Annotated in this window: 18 protein-coding genes; 8 read left to right on the top strand and 10 right to left on the bottom strand. The window is 35.1% G+C overall.

Features of this window, described 5'->3' with window-relative positions; all coding sequences use genetic code 11:
* Window positions 1-56: 56 nt before the first annotated feature.
* The 4 genes from HME9304_RS09915 (at window position 57) to HME9304_RS09900 (ending at window position 3330) form a co-directional block, all read left to right on the top strand.
* Window positions 57-992 (top strand): pyridoxal-phosphate dependent enzyme, encoded by a 936-nt coding sequence (locus HME9304_RS09915; protein ID WP_112379787.1) that lies wholly within the window; start codon window positions 57-59, stop codon window positions 990-992.
* Window positions 993-1074: 82 nt separating this feature from the next.
* Window positions 1075-1890 carry a helix-turn-helix domain-containing protein gene (locus HME9304_RS09910; protein ID WP_112378444.1) on the top strand — a complete coding sequence of 272 codons (816 nt, stop codon included), beginning with the start codon at window positions 1075-1077 and terminating at the stop codon, window positions 1888-1890.
* Between the two features lie 66 nt (window positions 1891-1956).
* Window positions 1957-2364: a DUF1761 domain-containing protein gene (locus HME9304_RS09905; RefSeq protein ID WP_112378443.1), complete on the top strand. Its 408-nt coding sequence runs from the start codon at window positions 1957-1959 to the stop codon at window positions 2362-2364.
* An 18-nt stretch (window positions 2365-2382) separates the two neighbouring features.
* The gene (locus HME9304_RS09900) at window positions 2383-3330 is read left to right on the top strand and encodes a TolB family protein (protein ID WP_112378442.1); all 948 of its coding nucleotides are present in this window, start codon (window positions 2383-2385) and stop codon (window positions 3328-3330) included.
* A gap of 62 nt (window positions 3331-3392) precedes the next feature.
* Here the strand turns inward: HME9304_RS09900 and HME9304_RS09895 are convergent, their stop codons facing one another.
* Complete coding sequence (locus HME9304_RS09895; RefSeq protein ID WP_112378441.1) at window positions 3393-3806, bottom strand: DUF6855 family protein; 414 nt, start codon at window positions 3804-3806, stop codon at window positions 3393-3395.
* Window positions 3807-3855: 49 nt separating this feature from the next.
* The gene (locus HME9304_RS09890) at window positions 3856-5016 is read right to left on the bottom strand and encodes a hypothetical protein (RefSeq protein ID WP_123877436.1); all 1161 of its coding nucleotides are present in this window, start codon (window positions 5014-5016) and stop codon (window positions 3856-3858) included.
* A 509-nt stretch (window positions 5017-5525) separates the two neighbouring features.
* Between HME9304_RS09890 and HME9304_RS09885 the strand changes: the two genes are divergently transcribed.
* Window positions 5526-6233, top strand: coding sequence for a sensor histidine kinase (locus HME9304_RS09885; protein ID WP_164674829.1), 708 nt, complete (start codon window positions 5526-5528; stop codon window positions 6231-6233).
* Between the two features lie 58 nt (window positions 6234-6291).
* Window positions 6292-7068, top strand: a complete 777-nt coding sequence (locus tag HME9304_RS09880; RefSeq protein WP_112378438.1) for a LytR/AlgR family response regulator transcription factor — start codon at window positions 6292-6294, stop codon at window positions 7066-7068.
* A 100-nt stretch (window positions 7069-7168) separates the two neighbouring features.
* On the opposite strand, the gene HME9304_RS09875 is transcribed toward HME9304_RS09880, so the two are convergent.
* The 8 genes from HME9304_RS09875 to HME9304_RS09840 form a co-directional block, all read right to left on the bottom strand.
* Window positions 7169-7573, bottom strand: coding sequence for a RidA family protein (locus HME9304_RS09875; protein ID WP_112378437.1), 405 nt, complete (start codon window positions 7571-7573; stop codon window positions 7169-7171).
* A 159-nt stretch (window positions 7574-7732) separates the two neighbouring features.
* Entirely contained in the window at window positions 7733-8482 is a 750-nt protein-coding gene (locus HME9304_RS09870) for an MBL fold metallo-hydrolase (protein ID WP_112378436.1), read from the bottom strand.
* A gap of 51 nt (window positions 8483-8533) precedes the next feature.
* Window positions 8534-9682, bottom strand: coding sequence for a DinB family protein (locus HME9304_RS17080; protein ID WP_206170461.1), 1149 nt, complete (start codon window positions 9680-9682; stop codon window positions 8534-8536).
* 338 nt (window positions 9683-10020) lie between these two features.
* Window positions 10021-10986, bottom strand: a complete 966-nt coding sequence (locus HME9304_RS09860) for an SMP-30/gluconolactonase/LRE family protein (RefSeq protein ID WP_112378435.1) — start codon at window positions 10984-10986, stop codon at window positions 10021-10023.
* A 234-nt stretch (window positions 10987-11220) separates the two neighbouring features.
* Window positions 11221-12051, bottom strand: a complete 831-nt coding sequence (locus HME9304_RS09855; RefSeq protein ID WP_112378434.1) for a methyltransferase family protein — start codon at window positions 12049-12051, stop codon at window positions 11221-11223.
* A 264-nt stretch (window positions 12052-12315) separates the two neighbouring features.
* Entirely contained in the window at window positions 12316-13440 is a 1125-nt protein-coding gene (locus HME9304_RS09850) for an alpha/beta fold hydrolase (protein ID WP_112378433.1), read from the bottom strand.
* 16 nt (window positions 13441-13456) lie between these two features.
* Window positions 13457-14230 (bottom strand): sterol desaturase family protein, encoded by a 774-nt coding sequence (locus HME9304_RS09845; RefSeq protein WP_112379785.1) that lies wholly within the window; start codon window positions 14228-14230, stop codon window positions 13457-13459.
* 238 nt (window positions 14231-14468) lie between these two features.
* Window positions 14469-16163: a tetratricopeptide repeat protein gene (locus HME9304_RS09840; RefSeq protein WP_112378432.1), complete on the bottom strand. Its 1695-nt coding sequence runs from the start codon at window positions 16161-16163 to the stop codon at window positions 14469-14471.
* A 270-nt stretch (window positions 16164-16433) separates the two neighbouring features.
* Here HME9304_RS09840 and HME9304_RS09835 point away from each other — a divergent pair, with 270 nt between their 5' ends.
* Together HME9304_RS09835 and HME9304_RS09830 are read left to right on the top strand one after the other, a co-directional pair.
* A complete protein-coding gene (locus HME9304_RS09835) occupies window positions 16434-16991 on the top strand; it encodes a Crp/Fnr family transcriptional regulator (RefSeq protein ID WP_112378431.1) in 558 nt (185 codons plus the stop codon).
* A 219-nt stretch (window positions 16992-17210) separates the two neighbouring features.
* Window positions 17211-17483, top strand: coding sequence for a hypothetical protein (locus tag HME9304_RS09830; RefSeq protein WP_123877433.1), 273 nt, complete (start codon window positions 17211-17213; stop codon window positions 17481-17483).
* Window positions 17484-17507: the final 24 nt, after the last annotated feature.

Genomic DNA, 17507 nt, shown 5'->3' with positions numbered 1-17507 from the left:
ATTCTTATATTTATATGCTTCTGATAGTGTTACAGCGTAAATAAATGCTTGTTTTGATGGATAAACATAAGCTCATTGAATGCCACGAACGAATAAAACCCTTTATCCACAACACGCCTGTGCTCCATTCTAGACTAATCGATGGTATAGCGAGCTCTACTATTTTTTTTAAGTGTGAGAATTTTCAAAGAATGGGCGCATTTAAGATGAGAGGTGCTGCAAACGCGATCATGCAACTTTCGGAGGGGCAAAAGCAAAATGGGGTAGTAACACATTCATCCGGCAATTTTGCACAAGCACTTTCCTTGGCAGCACAGAGTTTGGGTGTAACAGCGTATATTGTAATGCCCTCAAATGCACCACAAGTCAAGAAAGATGCAGTAAAAGAATACGGTGGAAGAATTTTTGAATGTGAACCTACACTGTTAGCGCGAAAAACTGCCACAAAAAAAATACAACAAGAAAAAGGAGCAACTTTTTTGCACCCATCCAACGACGATGCGGTTATTATAGGTCAAGGAACCGCATGTAAGGAATTATTGGAACTTCATCCTAATCTGGACTATGTTTTTGCACCTGTTGGAGGTGGAGGTTTGATTGCAGGTACTGCTTTGGCCGCCAATTATTTTGGAAACAATTGCAAAGTTATAGGGGGAGAGCCTTTTGAAGCGGATGATGCCTATCGCTCTTTACTGAGTGGCACTATTGAAACGAATACTACAACCAATACCATTGCCGATGGCCTCAAGACCCAATTGGGAGATAGAAACTTTCCTATTATCCAAGAATATGTAGAGCGTATTGTCAGGGTTTCCGAGGAAGAAATAATTTCATCCATGCGAATCATCTGGGAACGCTTAAAAATTGTTTGTGAACCTTCCTGTGCCGTTGCTTTGGCCGCAGTATTAAAAGAAAAAGAGGTATTCCGTTCAAAGAAAATTGGAGTAATTATTTCCGGTGGCAATGTTGATTTGGGAAAACTGCCTTTTTAATTCCAGTATTTAACCTCAACCAAGGTTTATCATCTGTATTTGCTCCAAAAAGTTTTCAATTTTCATTATTTTGGCAATCTGCATGCTTTTTAAACAACACGTACTTGATTCCTATTTGTCCAAATATATTTTGGAAATAAACTACATAAAGGATTTTCATCCAGGACATACTAAGGAGAAGTATCTTCCTGATGGGACCATCAACCTAGTGTTTGAGCTTGCGGGAAAACCAAAATATATTTACAGAAACGGTTTAAATGAAAAGGTTCAGGAATGCCGTGATGTTTGGTTCTCTGGTGTGCAAAGAGACTATATTACCATAAGTGCGGAAGCGGAGGAGATGATGGTACTGGTCTTTAAACCTGGAGCTGGGTTTCCGCTAATTGGTGAGACTGTATCCAAGTATTCCAACAAAGTGGTTGCTGCGCAACAAATCTTTGGTAGTGCCATACTGGATTTACACGGCCAAATACAAAAGGACGCTTCCCCAGAATCGAAGTTTTCATCTGTAGAGCATTGGTTGAAAGAGCAACTCAATGAAGATGATTTTTACAGGGACATTATTCAATATGCCCTCAATGCCATTGAAGAATCACCCAATCAAATAGTTCTAGGTACTTTGGTGGAAAAATCCGGGTATTCACAAAAGCAATTTATCCAACTGTTCAAAAAATACGTAGGAATTACTCCAAAACGATTTCATCGTATCGTTCGTTTTAATAAAATTCTATCCGCAGTAGAGAATAAAGAACAGATTTCATGGACTGCCATTGCTGCCGATTGTGGTTATTTTGATCAATCACATTTCATTAAGGATTTTCAATCTTTTTCTGGTATCAATCCCAAAAAATATCTGAAGGACATCGAAGACTATCCCAACTTTTTACCCGTAAAGTAAATTTTTTACAATTTTCACTGATTGAATTCCGATTTCTTTGTTTTAAACTAATCCTAAGATAATATTATGGAATCAATGTACATTAATCATTTAGCAGTACTTGTCTGTGCGGTCACCAATCTAGTGGTGGGAGCCGTTTGGTACAGTCCTGCCCTTTTCTACAACGCTTGGAAAAAAGAAAACAACCTGACCGATGATGATTTTAAGGATGTTAACATGGGCAAGGTATATGGCATAACTTTTATTATGGCCTTGGTAATGTCTTACAATATGGCTCTCTTTCTAGGCGACGCAAATACTGATTGGATATGGGGAATGTCCGCAGGATTCTTCACAGGGTTTGGATTCTGTTCTATGATTTTTACAGCCATAGCCCTGTTTGAAAAAAAATCATGGAAATATATTTTCATCAATAGCGGATATATTATTGTCTATTTCACCTTGATAGGATTCATATTGGGCATCTGGAGATAAAACTTAAATTTTAATAAAATGAAAAGAATAGTATTGCTTTTATTGATTCTCAGTACCGGTATTTCTTGCCCGGCGCAACAAAAAATTACTTACAATGTGCTAGAAAATGCTGAAACCCACGATTATGAAATTTATATCATGGATGCGGATGGTAGAAATGCCAAGAATATAACAAATTCAAAATCTGTGGATTGGGTCTATACCAGCTTTGGCGAGAAATTATATTTTCTTTCTGACAGAAACGAATGTTCTAGGTGTTTTTACCTTTACGAAATGGATTCAGAAGGAAAAAATGTTCGAAAAATAACTAATTATAAATTGGCGGATAGTTGGTTTGGAAGTCGTAAAAATGGTACTGAATTCATAGTAAAACCTGTCCTGTCATCAAGCGGGCCTTCCGAAGGAAAAAATAATACATTTTATATCATTGACCTTCAAGGGACTATAATCGAAAAAGTAATGATTGACTTAACCTATGTAAATGACCCAACATTTTCACCGGACGGAAAGAAAATTGTTTTTAGGGGAAGTAAAAAAACCTCTCCACGTGAATTAGGGTTTACTGATGCACTTTACGTCAAAACCTTGGGCGAAGATTCCATCAAGAAAATTACTTCTCATCCAGATGAAACCAAAAATATACAATGGACGGGTTATTTAGCGGCAGCACCAAGGTGGCGCGATGATGGAAAAATATCCTTTGCTTCCAAAAACAACAATAATTATGATATATATATTGTAAATCCCGATGGCTCAGAACTTGAAGCGGTAACACCATGGGAGAACAATCAAGTATTTCATTCGTGGAGCCCTTCAGGTGAAATGGTTTTTGAGGCATCTATGAACAATCAAGATGGTTACGAATTATACAAAAGAACAACTAATGGTAAAATAATTCAGTTGACCAATGATACCACTGAGCAATATGCACCGGTATTTGTAGAAACCCATCTCAAAAAACAATGAATTGATTGACCTAAGACAAAGCTATAAGCAGATGAATGTACTTGGCAAACGAACGAGCTACATTACACTGCACACATCCGATTATTTCGCTTGTTATGTTCCACTTCTGCAAGTCCCAAATGTTCTAGGAGTGGGGGGATGTACATTCCAAACCGCCCACGAAAGTTCTTTTTTAGACCGTACCAACCTCCAATAGGATTTTCAGGTGATCTTCCCCAGTGCTCTACCGTATCCGGTTTAGTAAGAACCTTTTCATCTTTGCTTCCCAAGAGCATCCAATCTCCATGGGATTTAAGCATATTGTGTAAATCCTGTATGCAACGAATATCGTAATGAAGAACAGTTTTGCCCACGGTACAAACCAGAATTTCGCTTCCATCTTTTTCTGCTACGTGCATGGTATATTCCGATGATAAAGGTGGTGTTTTCAACTGCAAGGGATTTTTTACAGTTCCAATTTTTTCTTTATAGTCCATATGCTCTGTATTTATAATTATTCAGAAGAAAACTGTTCTAAATTATGTTCTATAAGGGTGAAAGAGGTTCTGCGTTTTTTACGAGCACCATAACGTCAAAATTGAAAATATACTTTTTCATTGCCTCAGAATATGTTTCGCCATAGGCATATTTTCGTAATGGAGCCAAATGAACTATGGTGTACTTTTTTGAAAAAGAAGACACAAGCACCTGCAGTTCTTTTGGTAATCTTTTAGTATTATCAAAGGCGGCGACGGGCTTTTCTGCAAAAGGATTTCCTGTCATCGCTTCTCCGGTAATACCTGCAACAAAAAAGTGTAGTGACTTTTGATGATTGAAGATGGCCAATTCAGAAGCATAGTTTGAAACATCATAGATGTTGGTCATGCTCAATCCCCTGGTAGCATGGCTAGCGCCCAATTTGAACACTACTCTAGGTAACTCAGTCTTTTTTAGGGCTTCCATGTAATATTTCGTAAAATTGGCCTTCATCAGTTTCCCCCTTTCATTATTGTTTTGATAATATTCCTTTTTGGCATTATACCCATAAATCTCTTTTGTTTTCCAGAGATGGTACAGAATATCCTTTTCCTCGTTATTGGTACTCAGAGCCATTAATTCTTCATGTGTTGCTAAGTCGTACGTGGTCCAGAACATTGATTCAAAGGATTTTTTGGCAATACTCTGCGCGTATGAATCAAATGCTAGTTTTTTTATGGGAAGAAGTCTTTCTTTAAAGAGGACATTATCTGTGTTTTGGATTAGATGATCTAGGTTTAAACGGAATTGTGCCATAAAGGTTTGGTCGATGCCCCAAATATGCCCACCTCTATCAACAACATTTTTAAAAAGTGAATAATCTTCTTTTGAGTTATAAAAAGGAATCGCATAGGGAAATGTATCGTTCAATTTCTTTGCAGCTTCGAGCGGTCGTTCCAACGAAGCGATATATGCCAATTTTTCAGCTAATATGGCATCGGTCTCAATACAAAGTGTTTCAAAACCTAAAGGATTCACCCAGTTAAAAATAATATTGGTGAAAATTCCCGCTTCCTGAATACCGTGCTGCTCTCCTATAAATATAAACTGACTTTCAGGTATAACTTTCTCTACAAAATCTTCAAATGTTCTTTCTGTAAAAGAATCTACTTGAAAGCTATTTTCAGCTAAGTGCAATTCTTTTTGAGCAGTTAGAAATAGCGGTATCATTAAAAAAAATATCATCAAATATTTCATAATATATCAATTCTTGTTTAGTCAAAAATAAAAGATTGGCACTCGTAATTTCTATTTGTATTGATAGAAGGCATTTCCATTCCCATGAAATCAAACATGAATGTAATGAAGTCAAATAAACGAGAGATGAGCTTGCGATATGGGTATTAAATCTAGTTGACGATAGCGTTCAAATGTCTACATTTATTCAATCAATTCCGCAAAGCATGATACTTGTTGCCCATAAACTTCCTTTATTTTGGCGGATTTCTATTGCGTTCGCCGTTTCAACAATACTCTTCTTAATGATATGGATTTTTTCCAGATTTAAAGAGCCGCCACAGCTAAATATTCTTATGAATTTCTTATTGGTAGTAATGGCCTTTTTTTGTTTTGAGTCCGTTTATTGGGTACAAAGAAGGATGCTTAGAAAATTTGTAGACCAAAATCCTTATTTCCTAAGTCAGTCTCTAATTTTTATAAGCAGTATAGTAATAGGTACAATGGTGTACATAATACTCTTTTATGGATTTAAATGGATAGATTATTTTTTATTCCACAGTGAACCTCCCTACCTAAAGCACATGGTTGCGGCCAGCCTTGTAGGACTACTATTGGCTATCATTTTTAGCCTATTTTTACTTATTACGCATTGGAAGGATCGTTATTATGGCTCATATATTCGAAATGAAGCTCTTAAAAAGGAAATTGTAACTGCCAATCTTAACATGCTCAGAAACCAGCTAGATCCACACTTTATGTTCAACAATTTTAATACGTTGTACTATTTAATTGATGAAGATCCTTATTTGGCTAAACGATTTTTGAAGAATGTTTCAAGCATTTACAGACATATTTTGCAACATACAGAAGGTAATCTTATTCCTGTAAAAGAGGAATTTCTTGTAGTAAAACAGTACTTGGAAATTCTTCAAGAACGCTATTGCGATGGATTGAATATTCAGTATAATGTTTTTGAAAACCATTTTAAAGACAAGTACATTGCACCTCTAGCGCTTCAAGAATTGGTTGAAAATGTATTTAAGCACAATCAAATCAATATTGAAAAAAAGTTGACACTTACGTTCACTTCAACTCTTGAAAATCTTACATTATGCAATTCAGTTCTTCCAAAAACAGTGACGGGCAGTCATAAAAAAGGGTTGCAAAATATTATGCAACGGTATGGACTTCTTACCAATAAAAAGTAATTGTTGAAAATGACAATAATGGATTTTGTGTGACTTTACCTTTAATAGATATGGAATCATGAGGATTGAAGTGTTGCTTATTGAAGATGAAATCAGTGCGCAAAGGCATATGACCAATTTATTGAACAATCAAGAATATGCCATAAAAGTGGTTGCATGTTTGAGTACTGTTAAGGATGCCGTCCATTGGTTAAAAAACAATATACTCCCAGAGCTTATTTTTATGGATATTCAACTGTCAGACGGTATTTCATTTGATATTTTGAACCACATTGAAATTACATGCCCGATCATTTATACTACTGCCTATGACCAATATGCCATTAGAGCTTTTAAGACTACAGGTATTGAGTATTTGTTAAAACCAATTACCCAAGAAGACCTTACTGCCGCCATGGAAAAGTTTTTCCTTATGAAAGCAGATCATCAAACTGATTGGATGTTAAAAAATCTGGATGCACTCGTACATTATCAAAAGAAAAAACAAGTTGATTATAAGCAACGATTTTTATTAAAGTCCGGGAACTCCCTTATTCCCACAGCCACAAATAAAATTGCATATTTTTTTAGGGAAGAAATTGTGTTCTGTAAGACTTTTGACAATGAAGTATATCCCGTAGATGGCTCCTTGAACAATTTACAATCTCAATTGGACCCTTTACGGTTTGTGAGATTGAACCGTAGAGTGTTGGCCCAGGTAGATGCGATTCACCAACTAAGAAACTTTAAGCCTGGGCAATTTATGGTTACGTTAAAACCTGGTTATGATGAAACAATTCAAATAAGCCAAGAACGTTCAAGTTGGCTCAAAAGTTTTTTGGATTCCAATGTCTAAAACTTTGCGTATTCTACTTTTGGTCCCTTAATTTAAATTTGGAATTCGCTAAAAAAAAGGAAAATGATATTTAATGCTTTGTTTGGCTGAAAAAAAATAGTTATTTCTCATTGGATAGCTCTTTTACTGCTGTCCCGGTAATCTTGATTTTTCCACCGAACGGTAGGGCTTCTGCTTGATATATTGTTCTTGCGGGTCGCTTATCCTCTGGAAACAATTCCATATACAACATATTGATTACAGGTAAGTCTTTCAAGTCATCAAAAGCGATATCGATAAATACGATGTCACTTCTTTCAAACCCAGCAATTTTTATTGCAGAAAAGAAGTTGGAGAATGCCAGTCTTCCTTCCTCAAGAATTGTTCCCATAACATATTCTCCATCATTGTTAACCGCTAATTGACCACTAATAAAACACATATTATTAACGACCACTGCATGGCTTATGGGATTGGACCAATTGGGAAGTCCTTCGCCTTTTGTAATATATCTTTTTCGACCCATTTTAGACAATATTTAAGATGCTTCCTTATTATTTTATTGTTTTCGAATTTTCACTTATTTCTTACCACAACTATTCCGTTATCGATATTTATAAGAAACACTATGGAGGTTACCAATTTTAACCTACTATTATTTATATAGAATCTTGATCAACAACTTCTAATTTTTGAATTCTGTTGGATCGTGATAACCAAAATGTTCTATTTCATTACCATAATCTTTTAATACTTTCCTAACATTGTCCAAAGATTTCTTCCGCGTTACATTATCTTCAGCTCTTATAGTAGCCAATTCATCAACTGGATGATTTTTATTTTCCAATTCACCCCTTAAATAATAGGCATCACCTACATAAAAAATCCACTTTCCATTATTTTTAAAAGTTATTCCACAATGCCCCAGTGTATGACCGAACAAGGGAATGAGATATATTTCTGTTTCAAAATCCAAACCCAGTTTTCTTGATGGAAGTCCGAACCATTCTCCATCATTTCTTTTGTAAAGTCTAGTTTTAGGACCATGTTCCAATTGATTTTGAAGGTAACGCTTATTCCCACTCTTAAAACTTTCATGTTCCTCCTTGGCAAGGTGAATTTTTAAATTAGGAAAATCGGCAAGCCCACCAATATGGTCCGGGTCAAGATGTGAAATAATACAATCCTTTACTTGGTTGGGATTTATACCTAATTTTTCGATTTGTTTTATGGCAGTGATTTCTTCGTCAAATTTAAACCCGGTAATTTCGATCAATTCCTTACCCAATTTTAATTCAGGTTCTTTTGTTTCTGAAAGCCCAATTCCGGCATCTATTAAAATAAATTTATCCTGCTCTTCGAGCAACATACAATGCCCGATTGCGGAACCCAGTGGCGATTCTATCTGTACACAATTCAAATGGTGAACTTTCATATTTTTCTTGCTCGTGGTGGATTTTTTAGAAGCGTTTTTTCAAAATCGTTCTCAATCCAGCCCTAAATTAGGCATCTCGATTGTTAACTCTTCTGGAATCCTTTTTTTGAGCATACGAATCTGCCCTAAGTGACCTGACTGGTGCTCCATCACGTGAAACCAACTAAAATAGTTGTTCATTATTCCTCCTTTTGGTGTTTTTGCCAGCCATTCATCATCTCGTTTCTTCAATTCGGACAGTGTTTTTTCACGCACTTTTTTATATAATTTGAGATAATAGGTTATATCATGATTTTTGATTTGCAATCTGCCGTTCTCATCAAGTTTCAACGCAGCTTGCCATTTAACTTTTTCTTCTTCTGTAAATTCACGATTTTCAAAAGTATAAACTTGGTAGTAAGTTTCGGCCGCGGCAAGATGCATAATAAGTGCTCCTATGGAATTTGCATTTTCATCCAGTAAAAAATCCAATTCCCTTTGGTCTAGACCCTCAACTTCTTGCTCGACTCTTTTGCTGAGATTATTGAGCATGGCCACTAAAGTACCAATCTGTGGGGTATACCCTTTTTCTGGTCGGATAATGGTGGAAGAATCTCTTTGAATTTCCTTTCCTTCAATGAGCAAAGCACTTGACCCATCTGTATATTCTGAACTATTCATATACTTAAACCCCTTGATCTTAATAGTATTCCCGTCCTTATCTTTTTCCAGCTCCCAACCTGATAAATCCAAATCGGCTACTATTTCCTCAAAACTTGGGTTTTGCAGTTCTATCTTTTCCATTTCATTGCTATCATTTTCAATATATAATTGAAAATTGTCAAAATAGAATTTACCGTTGTTGAGTACCGTACCTCCAAAGTCAATTTTGGTATCGTTTTCGTTGATAGTACCCGCTATTAAATAGTTGTTCCATTGATTTGCCAAGGAATCATTGCTGATACTACTTTCAAAAATTCTAGTATTTCCATTTTTATCAATGCTCGTAATCCATAATGCACCAGCACTATTCTCTGCAGTACCCATCGGCTTAATATCTGCGCTAAGCTCAAATTTTCTTGCTTTTTTTGTTTCTACCTCGATTGTTTGTTGAAAAGAAGTCCACTCCCGCTCAACAATATTATTTTGGGCCCTTAGCAGCTGTACATTATACATTGCTGTTAAAATGCAAAAAGTCCATATTATTTTCTTGTTTTTCATATTCAATGTTTTTTGATTTATTATTTATTCAGTGCCGTCCTGCTTTTGAATTACTGATTTATTTTTAGTATAACTACTGGTTTAAATTTCGGAGTGCAAAATTAGTATGGTTGCCAAATGAGTTATTATAAATACCATGCATAAAAAGTATACTATAGACAGATAATAGGTAGACAGAGATCTGCAAATCCCTTTTAACCATTATTTTGAATTTCATTCAACTCCCAGAGTATCTTAAAATAAAAATCGGCACATGTTTATTGGTCCATGGTGCTAATCCTAATTTCTTTTTTGGTCTAAAGAATTTTTTTATCAAAATACCACTATCAAGTATGGGTTTATTGATTTTTGGGTATGTTTATTTCAATAAGTTGTAAGGGCTCTAAAATCGACTTATTCAATGTTTTCTTATTCGTTTCACTGAAATTATCCAATTGCGTGTTCATTATAAAATAGAGTTTGTTCCCGATCAGGTCAAAAGTAGTAGGGACTTTAAATTCTTTGGAAAAGGACAATAACTTTTTCTTATGTAGAATTCTCTTCCCGGTCTTGTCCAAAAAATATTGAAAAATGCCGTTATTTTCTGGTTTGCTTTCCCATATATTGACGATGCCGATAAGTGAATTTTTATAATATTTTAGACCATCCACGCCCAAATTCTCTCTATTTGATGAATTCACAAGTTTCTTGGTCTCAGTATCAACGATTCTGATTCCCTTTTGCGTGGCCAAGTACAACAATTTATTGTTCGGAGATATTGCAATACCGTTTGGGTGTGCTATCCCGTCAATATCCAAAAACACTTTTATCTCTTTATTTGGTCTTTGAATTCTGTATATTTTATTGCTTTCTGAATCGGTTATAAAAATCTCATTATTTGTACTTATCGTCAAATCATTGAAATAGGTAAGGTTAGAGCTTTTAAAATCATATGTGTCGATAAGCTTTCCGGTTCTTGAATCAAGCAACAAGAGGATGGACGCATTAGCTGCTTTTTTAAGCTCATTGCCCAAAGCATAGAGCGTATCTCCTTTAACGGTCATTCCAAAACCTGACAAGTAACCATATTGGCCATTTTTTATAAAGTTCGATGTATTGGAGCCATCAATATTGCAAGAAACAATTTTATCATATTTAAGACTGTTCAAGAATAAGGACTTCCTTTGAGCATCAATGGCGATACCTTCAGGAAATAAATCCTTTTGAAAATCCAATTGGGCAATAAAGTTCTTTTGGGCGTTACAAATGTTCAATTGAACAGAACCAATTACTATTATTACTACTATGGCTATTTTACATTTCATTTTTAACTATTTATTATTCCATTTAAAATTGAATATCAAAATAAGAATACAACTATAGTGAAACATGTTTTCACAGATCAATATTAAGACTATACCATTTTCCGGAAATTATAGCCATTTAGGCGCCCGTATGATTGTTTCTTATACGTCCGACGATTTATATGCCAGCTATGATTAGAAAATTGTTTTGATGTTTTTTTTATAATGTCATTGAATGTTTAAAATAATTGAAAATTATTGGACAGGCCCTATAAGATAGGCTAGAAAAAGACTTAGTAGGGTCAATCCTGCCATAAATAGAAATGGTTTGGACTTAAGTACAAAGGGTAGCAATTTTGGTGTTTTTTCAGCATATAAATCATAGGTTTCACCAAAAAGTTCACTTAAGTCCTTTTCTTCATACCCAATGCCAACCATTGTATATACTGTTGCCATTAGCGCTAATAAGAGATGCCCAACGGTCAATAAGGGGTTGCACCAAAAAGCAATCATAAAACTAAAATACAGAGGATGTCTCACCAAACGATATAAAAGTGGCGTCACAAATTTATAGGGACTTTCTTTTTTATTATTTATAGCATAATAAATTTGCTTTAATCCAAAAAGGTCAAAATGGTTGATCAAAAATGTACAAAAGACAGCAAGACCGAAACCAAAAAAAGAAAGTATCATTAGAAAAGTCCCCAGCCAAGAATCGGTTAGATCATAAATTATTAGAGGAATAGGTTGCCAAAAGTAAATCCATACCGCCATTAAAGAACTAGAAACCAAAACATAGGTACTACGTTCCAATGCTTTCGGAATAACTGTTATCCACCATGCCTTAAACGATTTTCTTGCCATTACCGAATGTGGAACAAAAAATAAAGCTATTAGTAAAATATTGATAATAAGTGCTTTAAATAGATTAGGGGCATCTCCTTTGTCCACTCCAGTCGGTACAAGAATATTATTCTCCCAGAATACAAAGTAGCTAAAGACCACCAAAAAAAGGCAGTAGCTGAATATACCGTAAAAGCTGTAAATAAATCGTTTCATAAGCAGTTCTTCCAACGCAAACTTCACTTCATAATAGGCGTTTTTCTGAATTTTATCTTTAAAGGTTTATCTTTATTTCTAGTCCAACCGAACCAATATATTCTTGACATTTCAATTACTATTTTCTGTTCTTTGATTTTTGTGCCTTCTGAAAAAATCAGGTTTCTTGATCAAATGAAATATGTGCAATTTGTGCCGAAGCGTTTAAAATCGGTGACAGTAAACAAGAAATGAAAACTATGATCTTCATTTACTTGTAAGTCTTTAAAATTTATCTGGCACCTCAATTTTTTAATTGAAACATATTGTTTCTACTTTGCTATCTTCTGCTTCAAAGGGCTGGGACGACCCTATAAATTCCAATATATCTGCAGCTACTTCTTTGGAATTCCCCCAATGCATGTTGTGCCCCGGGAGTTTATTTTCTACACGATCCACCCCGTAATTTCTAAAATATATGGGCGTGGCATTCTTATTATGGGCTGCCTTACAATGACTAAGCAATCTATCTTGATCAGGTTTTGCAGTAACCTCATCTCCAGAACCCCAGATAATCAATGAGGGTATTTTTAAGCTTTTGAAACGGCTAGAATTATCAACCTTACTTAAAGAATTTAATGCCCCTATCCATGTAGCCAAAGGAACTTCAATTGTTTCTAAATAGATATCGTTCAAAAAAGAGGGGTCGCTATCTATATCAGTAACCCAGTTCTCTTTTAAAAATTCGGTTACTTCAGTACCCAAATCTTTAGGAGTAAGGGTATAAGATTTAACTTTCCAGTTTTCCCCAAACTCCTCCTTTAATACATGTTCCCATTTTCCTATAAGTTCAGGTAACAAAAAATCATGGATGGCACTGTTCTCTTTACCGTTCATAAATGCACCGATCATTGTTAATGATGATACTTTGTTCGGATGCTCCAATGCAATTTCCTGTGCAATCACACTTCCCATGGAATGACCGACAAGTTCTACTTTAGTTATATTCTTGAACTTCAAAAGTTCCAAAATATCACTAACGAAATCTTTGATTTCAAAAGGATTGGAGTTATCCGGTGCGGGTGTGGAACTATCTCCGTGTCCCCTAAGGTCAGGGGCTATCAATCTCAGACTTGGGTCAGCTTCCAAAAGTTCCGCCATTACTTTTTCAAAAGAACGAGATGTGTCCGTATATCCATGGATAAAGAGTATAGTTCTTCCGTTTGGGTTACCTACCTCAACATACTTCATGTGGATTCCAGTACTTAGGTCTATTCCTTTCTTGATAATCTGTACCGAGTCTTTTTCAGGACTGACAGAGGCTAAGGTTTCTTGTGTTTCAGCAAATGATTCATAGGTATGGGCCTGTATCCCCAATGCCATACTCAAAATAATCGCCGAGGTCAATATGATAAACTTTATCTTTTTCAATTTCATTATGTTCTATGTTGCATTATTTTTTCTTTGAAATATCTTTGAACAAAAGCATATCCTTAATCTTTCCGGATGCTCCTTCATAAAATCCAGTTTCATCCTCAAATTTCTTTGGGTTTTTAAAAGTCCCGAATATGATATCAAAAAGGGAAATATCTGAATAGTTATAGGCATGGACACCTTTAGCATGATGAAGTGCATGCGCCTCTGGCCTTTGGATGATATATCCAAGCCAAACAGGCGTTCTTATATTGCTGTGCTGAAAAATGGACAAGAAAGTAGTTCCTATTATAATTAGGGTAGTTGCCTCAGGCGTAAAACCGGCCACTACTACTAGACAAAGACTTCCTAAAAATGTAAACCCAATCATATCCATCGGACTAAAATAAAAAGCCCCATAACTGTCTACACGCTCGGCGCTATGATGCATTTGGTGAAATACTTTCCATAGCGTATCACTGTTATGCATTGTCCTATGCCATACGTAAACACCAAGTTCGTATATTAATATGCCAACGACAGCTCCTCCAACGGTTCCCAGTGCGGTGAGGTTTAAAATTTGATAGTTGCCCAAGAAACCGTCCCAAATCATGGGTAGGTATGATGAAAGGTAGAAAAACAGTACAAAAGCCAAAAGGCCTTTAAGTTTCCAGAATTTAATCCTTGGTAATTTTCTTGCTGGAAAAAGAGCTTCCCAAAGCATTAATACAGCATAGATACCAAATACTATATAAGAGATAGGATCTAATATCAATTCTAGCGGAGTGGGTAGATTTGCAATAATTTCTTTCATTATAAAATACATTTAGTTCAACCTTGTTTAAATTGAGGGCGCAAAAGTATTTAGGACATGGAATCCAAAAAAAGAAAGAGTGTGTATGATAAGCGGACAGCTTGTAGATAAAAAGTAGACAATAGCTATTTTTTCTTAAAATTAGGGGTACACAGAGTAGACAAAAAAAATTAAAATACTGATTATCAACTATTTTCAATTAATCGTATAAGAATAAAAAAATCCTAAAAAAAGATGGTCAGTTGTTTTCCAACTGTAGAAAGTAATCCAATAGTTCCTTATCAGGAGATAAATTCAACTTTTTTCTAAGCCTATAACGTGCTGTTTTTGCACTTTCAGGGGAAATTCCCAAAATATTGGCCGTTTCTTTTATATTTAGATTAAGACGGGTAAGGGAACAGATTTTAAGGTCGTTTGAAGTTAAATCGGGGTGTTCCTGTTTAAGATTGCTATGAAAGTCTGTATGTACTTCCTCAAAATACCTTTTAAAATCCTCCCAATCACTATCTATATTTACATGCTGTTTGATGTCACGGTGAAGTTCTCCCAATATTCTGAACTGCTCTGTAGGAGTAGCTTTTTTAGCAAGGGCGATTTTTTCCTCTAAATGGGTCAGAAGTTCATTTTTTTGGGCAAAATTGAGCGCATAAGAAGTAAGTTCTTTATTTCTGAACTCCAATTGTTGCGCCATCTCTTTTTGTTTCAATCGGGCATTTTCAAGTTCAGTTTTGGCAAGCTCCTCCTCTGACTCCTTTATTTCCTGCTTTCTTTTGTACATCTCTCGCTTTTTGGCCCTTTTTTGCTGTTGATTTTTGAATACCAAAAAACCAATGATTGCTATAGCAACACTACCGCTTGCAAAACTCCATTTTATAATAGTGTTGTTACGTTCTTTTTCTTGCAGCAAAGCGATTTCTTTTTCCTTGTCCGCAAGCTCGTTGGAAAACTCCAAGGCCGCTATTTGTTTTGACTTTTCAGTATTATAAATGGAATCCTTCAGAATGATAAAGTCATTATAATACTCCAATGATTCTTCAAATTTGCCTTCATCTTTTTTCAATAACTTCAATTGTGCATAAGCTTCTAGAATATATTTCCGCAGCTTTTTTTTCTTTGCCAAAAGCAAAGCCTCATTAAGATATCTTTCCGATTCGGCATAGTTTTTTCGAAGACGCTGCAATTTTCCCATTTGTATCTTGTTACCCAGGAGTCCATCTTCATCGTTTACCTTTTTCCCAAGATTGACAGCTTTTTTTAAATGATAGTCAGCTTGCCCAAGTTGATTTTCAAAAAGAAAAATTTTGCCCAATTCGTTATGGGCCTCTGCCATTCCGTAAAAGAAATCATCTTGGGAATGCATTTCAATGGCATCAACAAGATAATCTTTAGCTTTAGAATATTGCTTTTTCTGGGTATGAGCGGCACCTATCTTATTAAAAGTGGTGGCAATGCGCGATGTTAAATTCAATTTGGTGAATTTTTCAATGGACTGATAGTAGATATCCAAAGCCTTGTCATAATCTCCAATATCGGCATAGACCATTCCAGTATTCATAAGGCAGTTGGCGACCCCCTCATCTTTGTTTATAATTTCATAGATAGATTGAGCGGAAGTTAAGTTTTCCAATGCAAGTTTTAACCTTCCTTGGGTCCAATAGGCTACGCCAAGCACTCTTTTGGCCATGGCCATACCTTCATTGTAATTTATCTCCTTGGCCAATTGCAATGCTTCAATACCATATTTTTCGGATTCGTTGGAGTCTACGATCCAATACCGGTATCCCAAATCGTTTAAAGCATCTACTCGGTCTTCATTTAGGTCAGGATAATTTTTTAGCACTATTTTAAGGCTGTCTACCGTAGTTACAGTTTTTTGCCCAAAAGCTAAAGTAGAGAATACAAAAAATAGTAAAGTACTGATAATAAGACGCATAATAAATTTAAGACTAGAGTGTAAAGATAAATTATGGAACCAAATAGATGATGTTTTACATGAATTTTAACTAGTAGACCAATTAAAATTGCCAAAAATTGAAAGATTCCATTTTTTATATTTTAGAATTAATTCAATAGAAATGAGCATTGTACAAAGTTTAAAAAAAGTAATTTTTATCCAATGATATTCATAATATAAATGTGCTGAACAGAAGATGATAAATTTAAAATCGTGTATATTTCACACTTTAACAAATCTCAAATTTAGGTGATAGTCATAGATGTAATAAGAACGGTTGCAGATATTAGCGCCTTGGCAAGTAAAGAGCTTGAATCGAGAATCAAAGTAAATTTTTTTCATAAAGGGCATGTTTTATTGAAGCAGGGAGAGACCAGCAATAAAATTTATTTTATGCCCAATGGATTTGCACATCAATTTAAATGGTCCGGCGATTCCAAAATTTCAAATTACTTTTGGACCAACAATGATTTCATAACTCATATGGATTCATTTCTATCACAGACACCTTGTGCAGAAAACATTGAGCTTTTAAGTGATAGTCAAATCTTTTCTTTGACGTACACCGATCTCCAGTATATGTATGAAAAGTATCCAGAGTTCAATAAATTTGGAAGGCTTATGCTTGAAAAGTACTTTGTCGACATAGCAAGATTAGGGGCTCTTTCAAAAGTTAAGCCAGCTTCTGAACGCTATAATCGTTTAGTTCTTGAAAGACCGGAATTATTACAGCTTGCCAGTTCTGGCCAAATAGCAAGCTATCTTAATATATCTCAAGAAACTTTAAGTCGTATCAGGACTAAATAGTTAAACCTGTCCTTACCTCACTTCAATATAATCCTGGGTCCAACATGACTTTTGGATATTCACTCTTGACTAATATCAAAAAACGGTAACTACTTATCGAAAAGTAATAGTGCACCATCAATCTATTGACCTTTCACATATACATTTAAAAAAAATTAATATTGAATGCTGAAGTAATTCTTAACGAACTCATCTCCAGAAAATGTAAAATCCTGAAATATGATTTTAAGGATAATGGAGAACTCGTTTCAGAAAATACAATACTATATATTTAGTAATGACCCCGATACTATTAATTGTCGCGATGATATTTTGGATATTTTTCAAGGTACTTGGGAGTTAAACGGAAATATTTTGACCATTAGTGACAGAACAACAGAAGACAGTGTTGAGATAACCGTAGTTAATGATAGTTTTCGGATACCAGGAGAGAAACCCAACGCAGAAAATTTATCAGCCACAACATTTATTATGAGAAGAATATTGGATTAAAAAATATGAATTAAACATGTAGCT

It is taken from the genome of Flagellimonas maritima, from assembly GCF_003269425.1.
Lineage (GTDB): Bacteria > Bacteroidota > Bacteroidia > Flavobacteriales > Flavobacteriaceae > Flagellimonas > Flagellimonas maritima.
The sequence above is the reverse complement of the archived record's forward strand: the minus strand, read 5'-3'. Positions and strand labels throughout refer to the sequence as shown.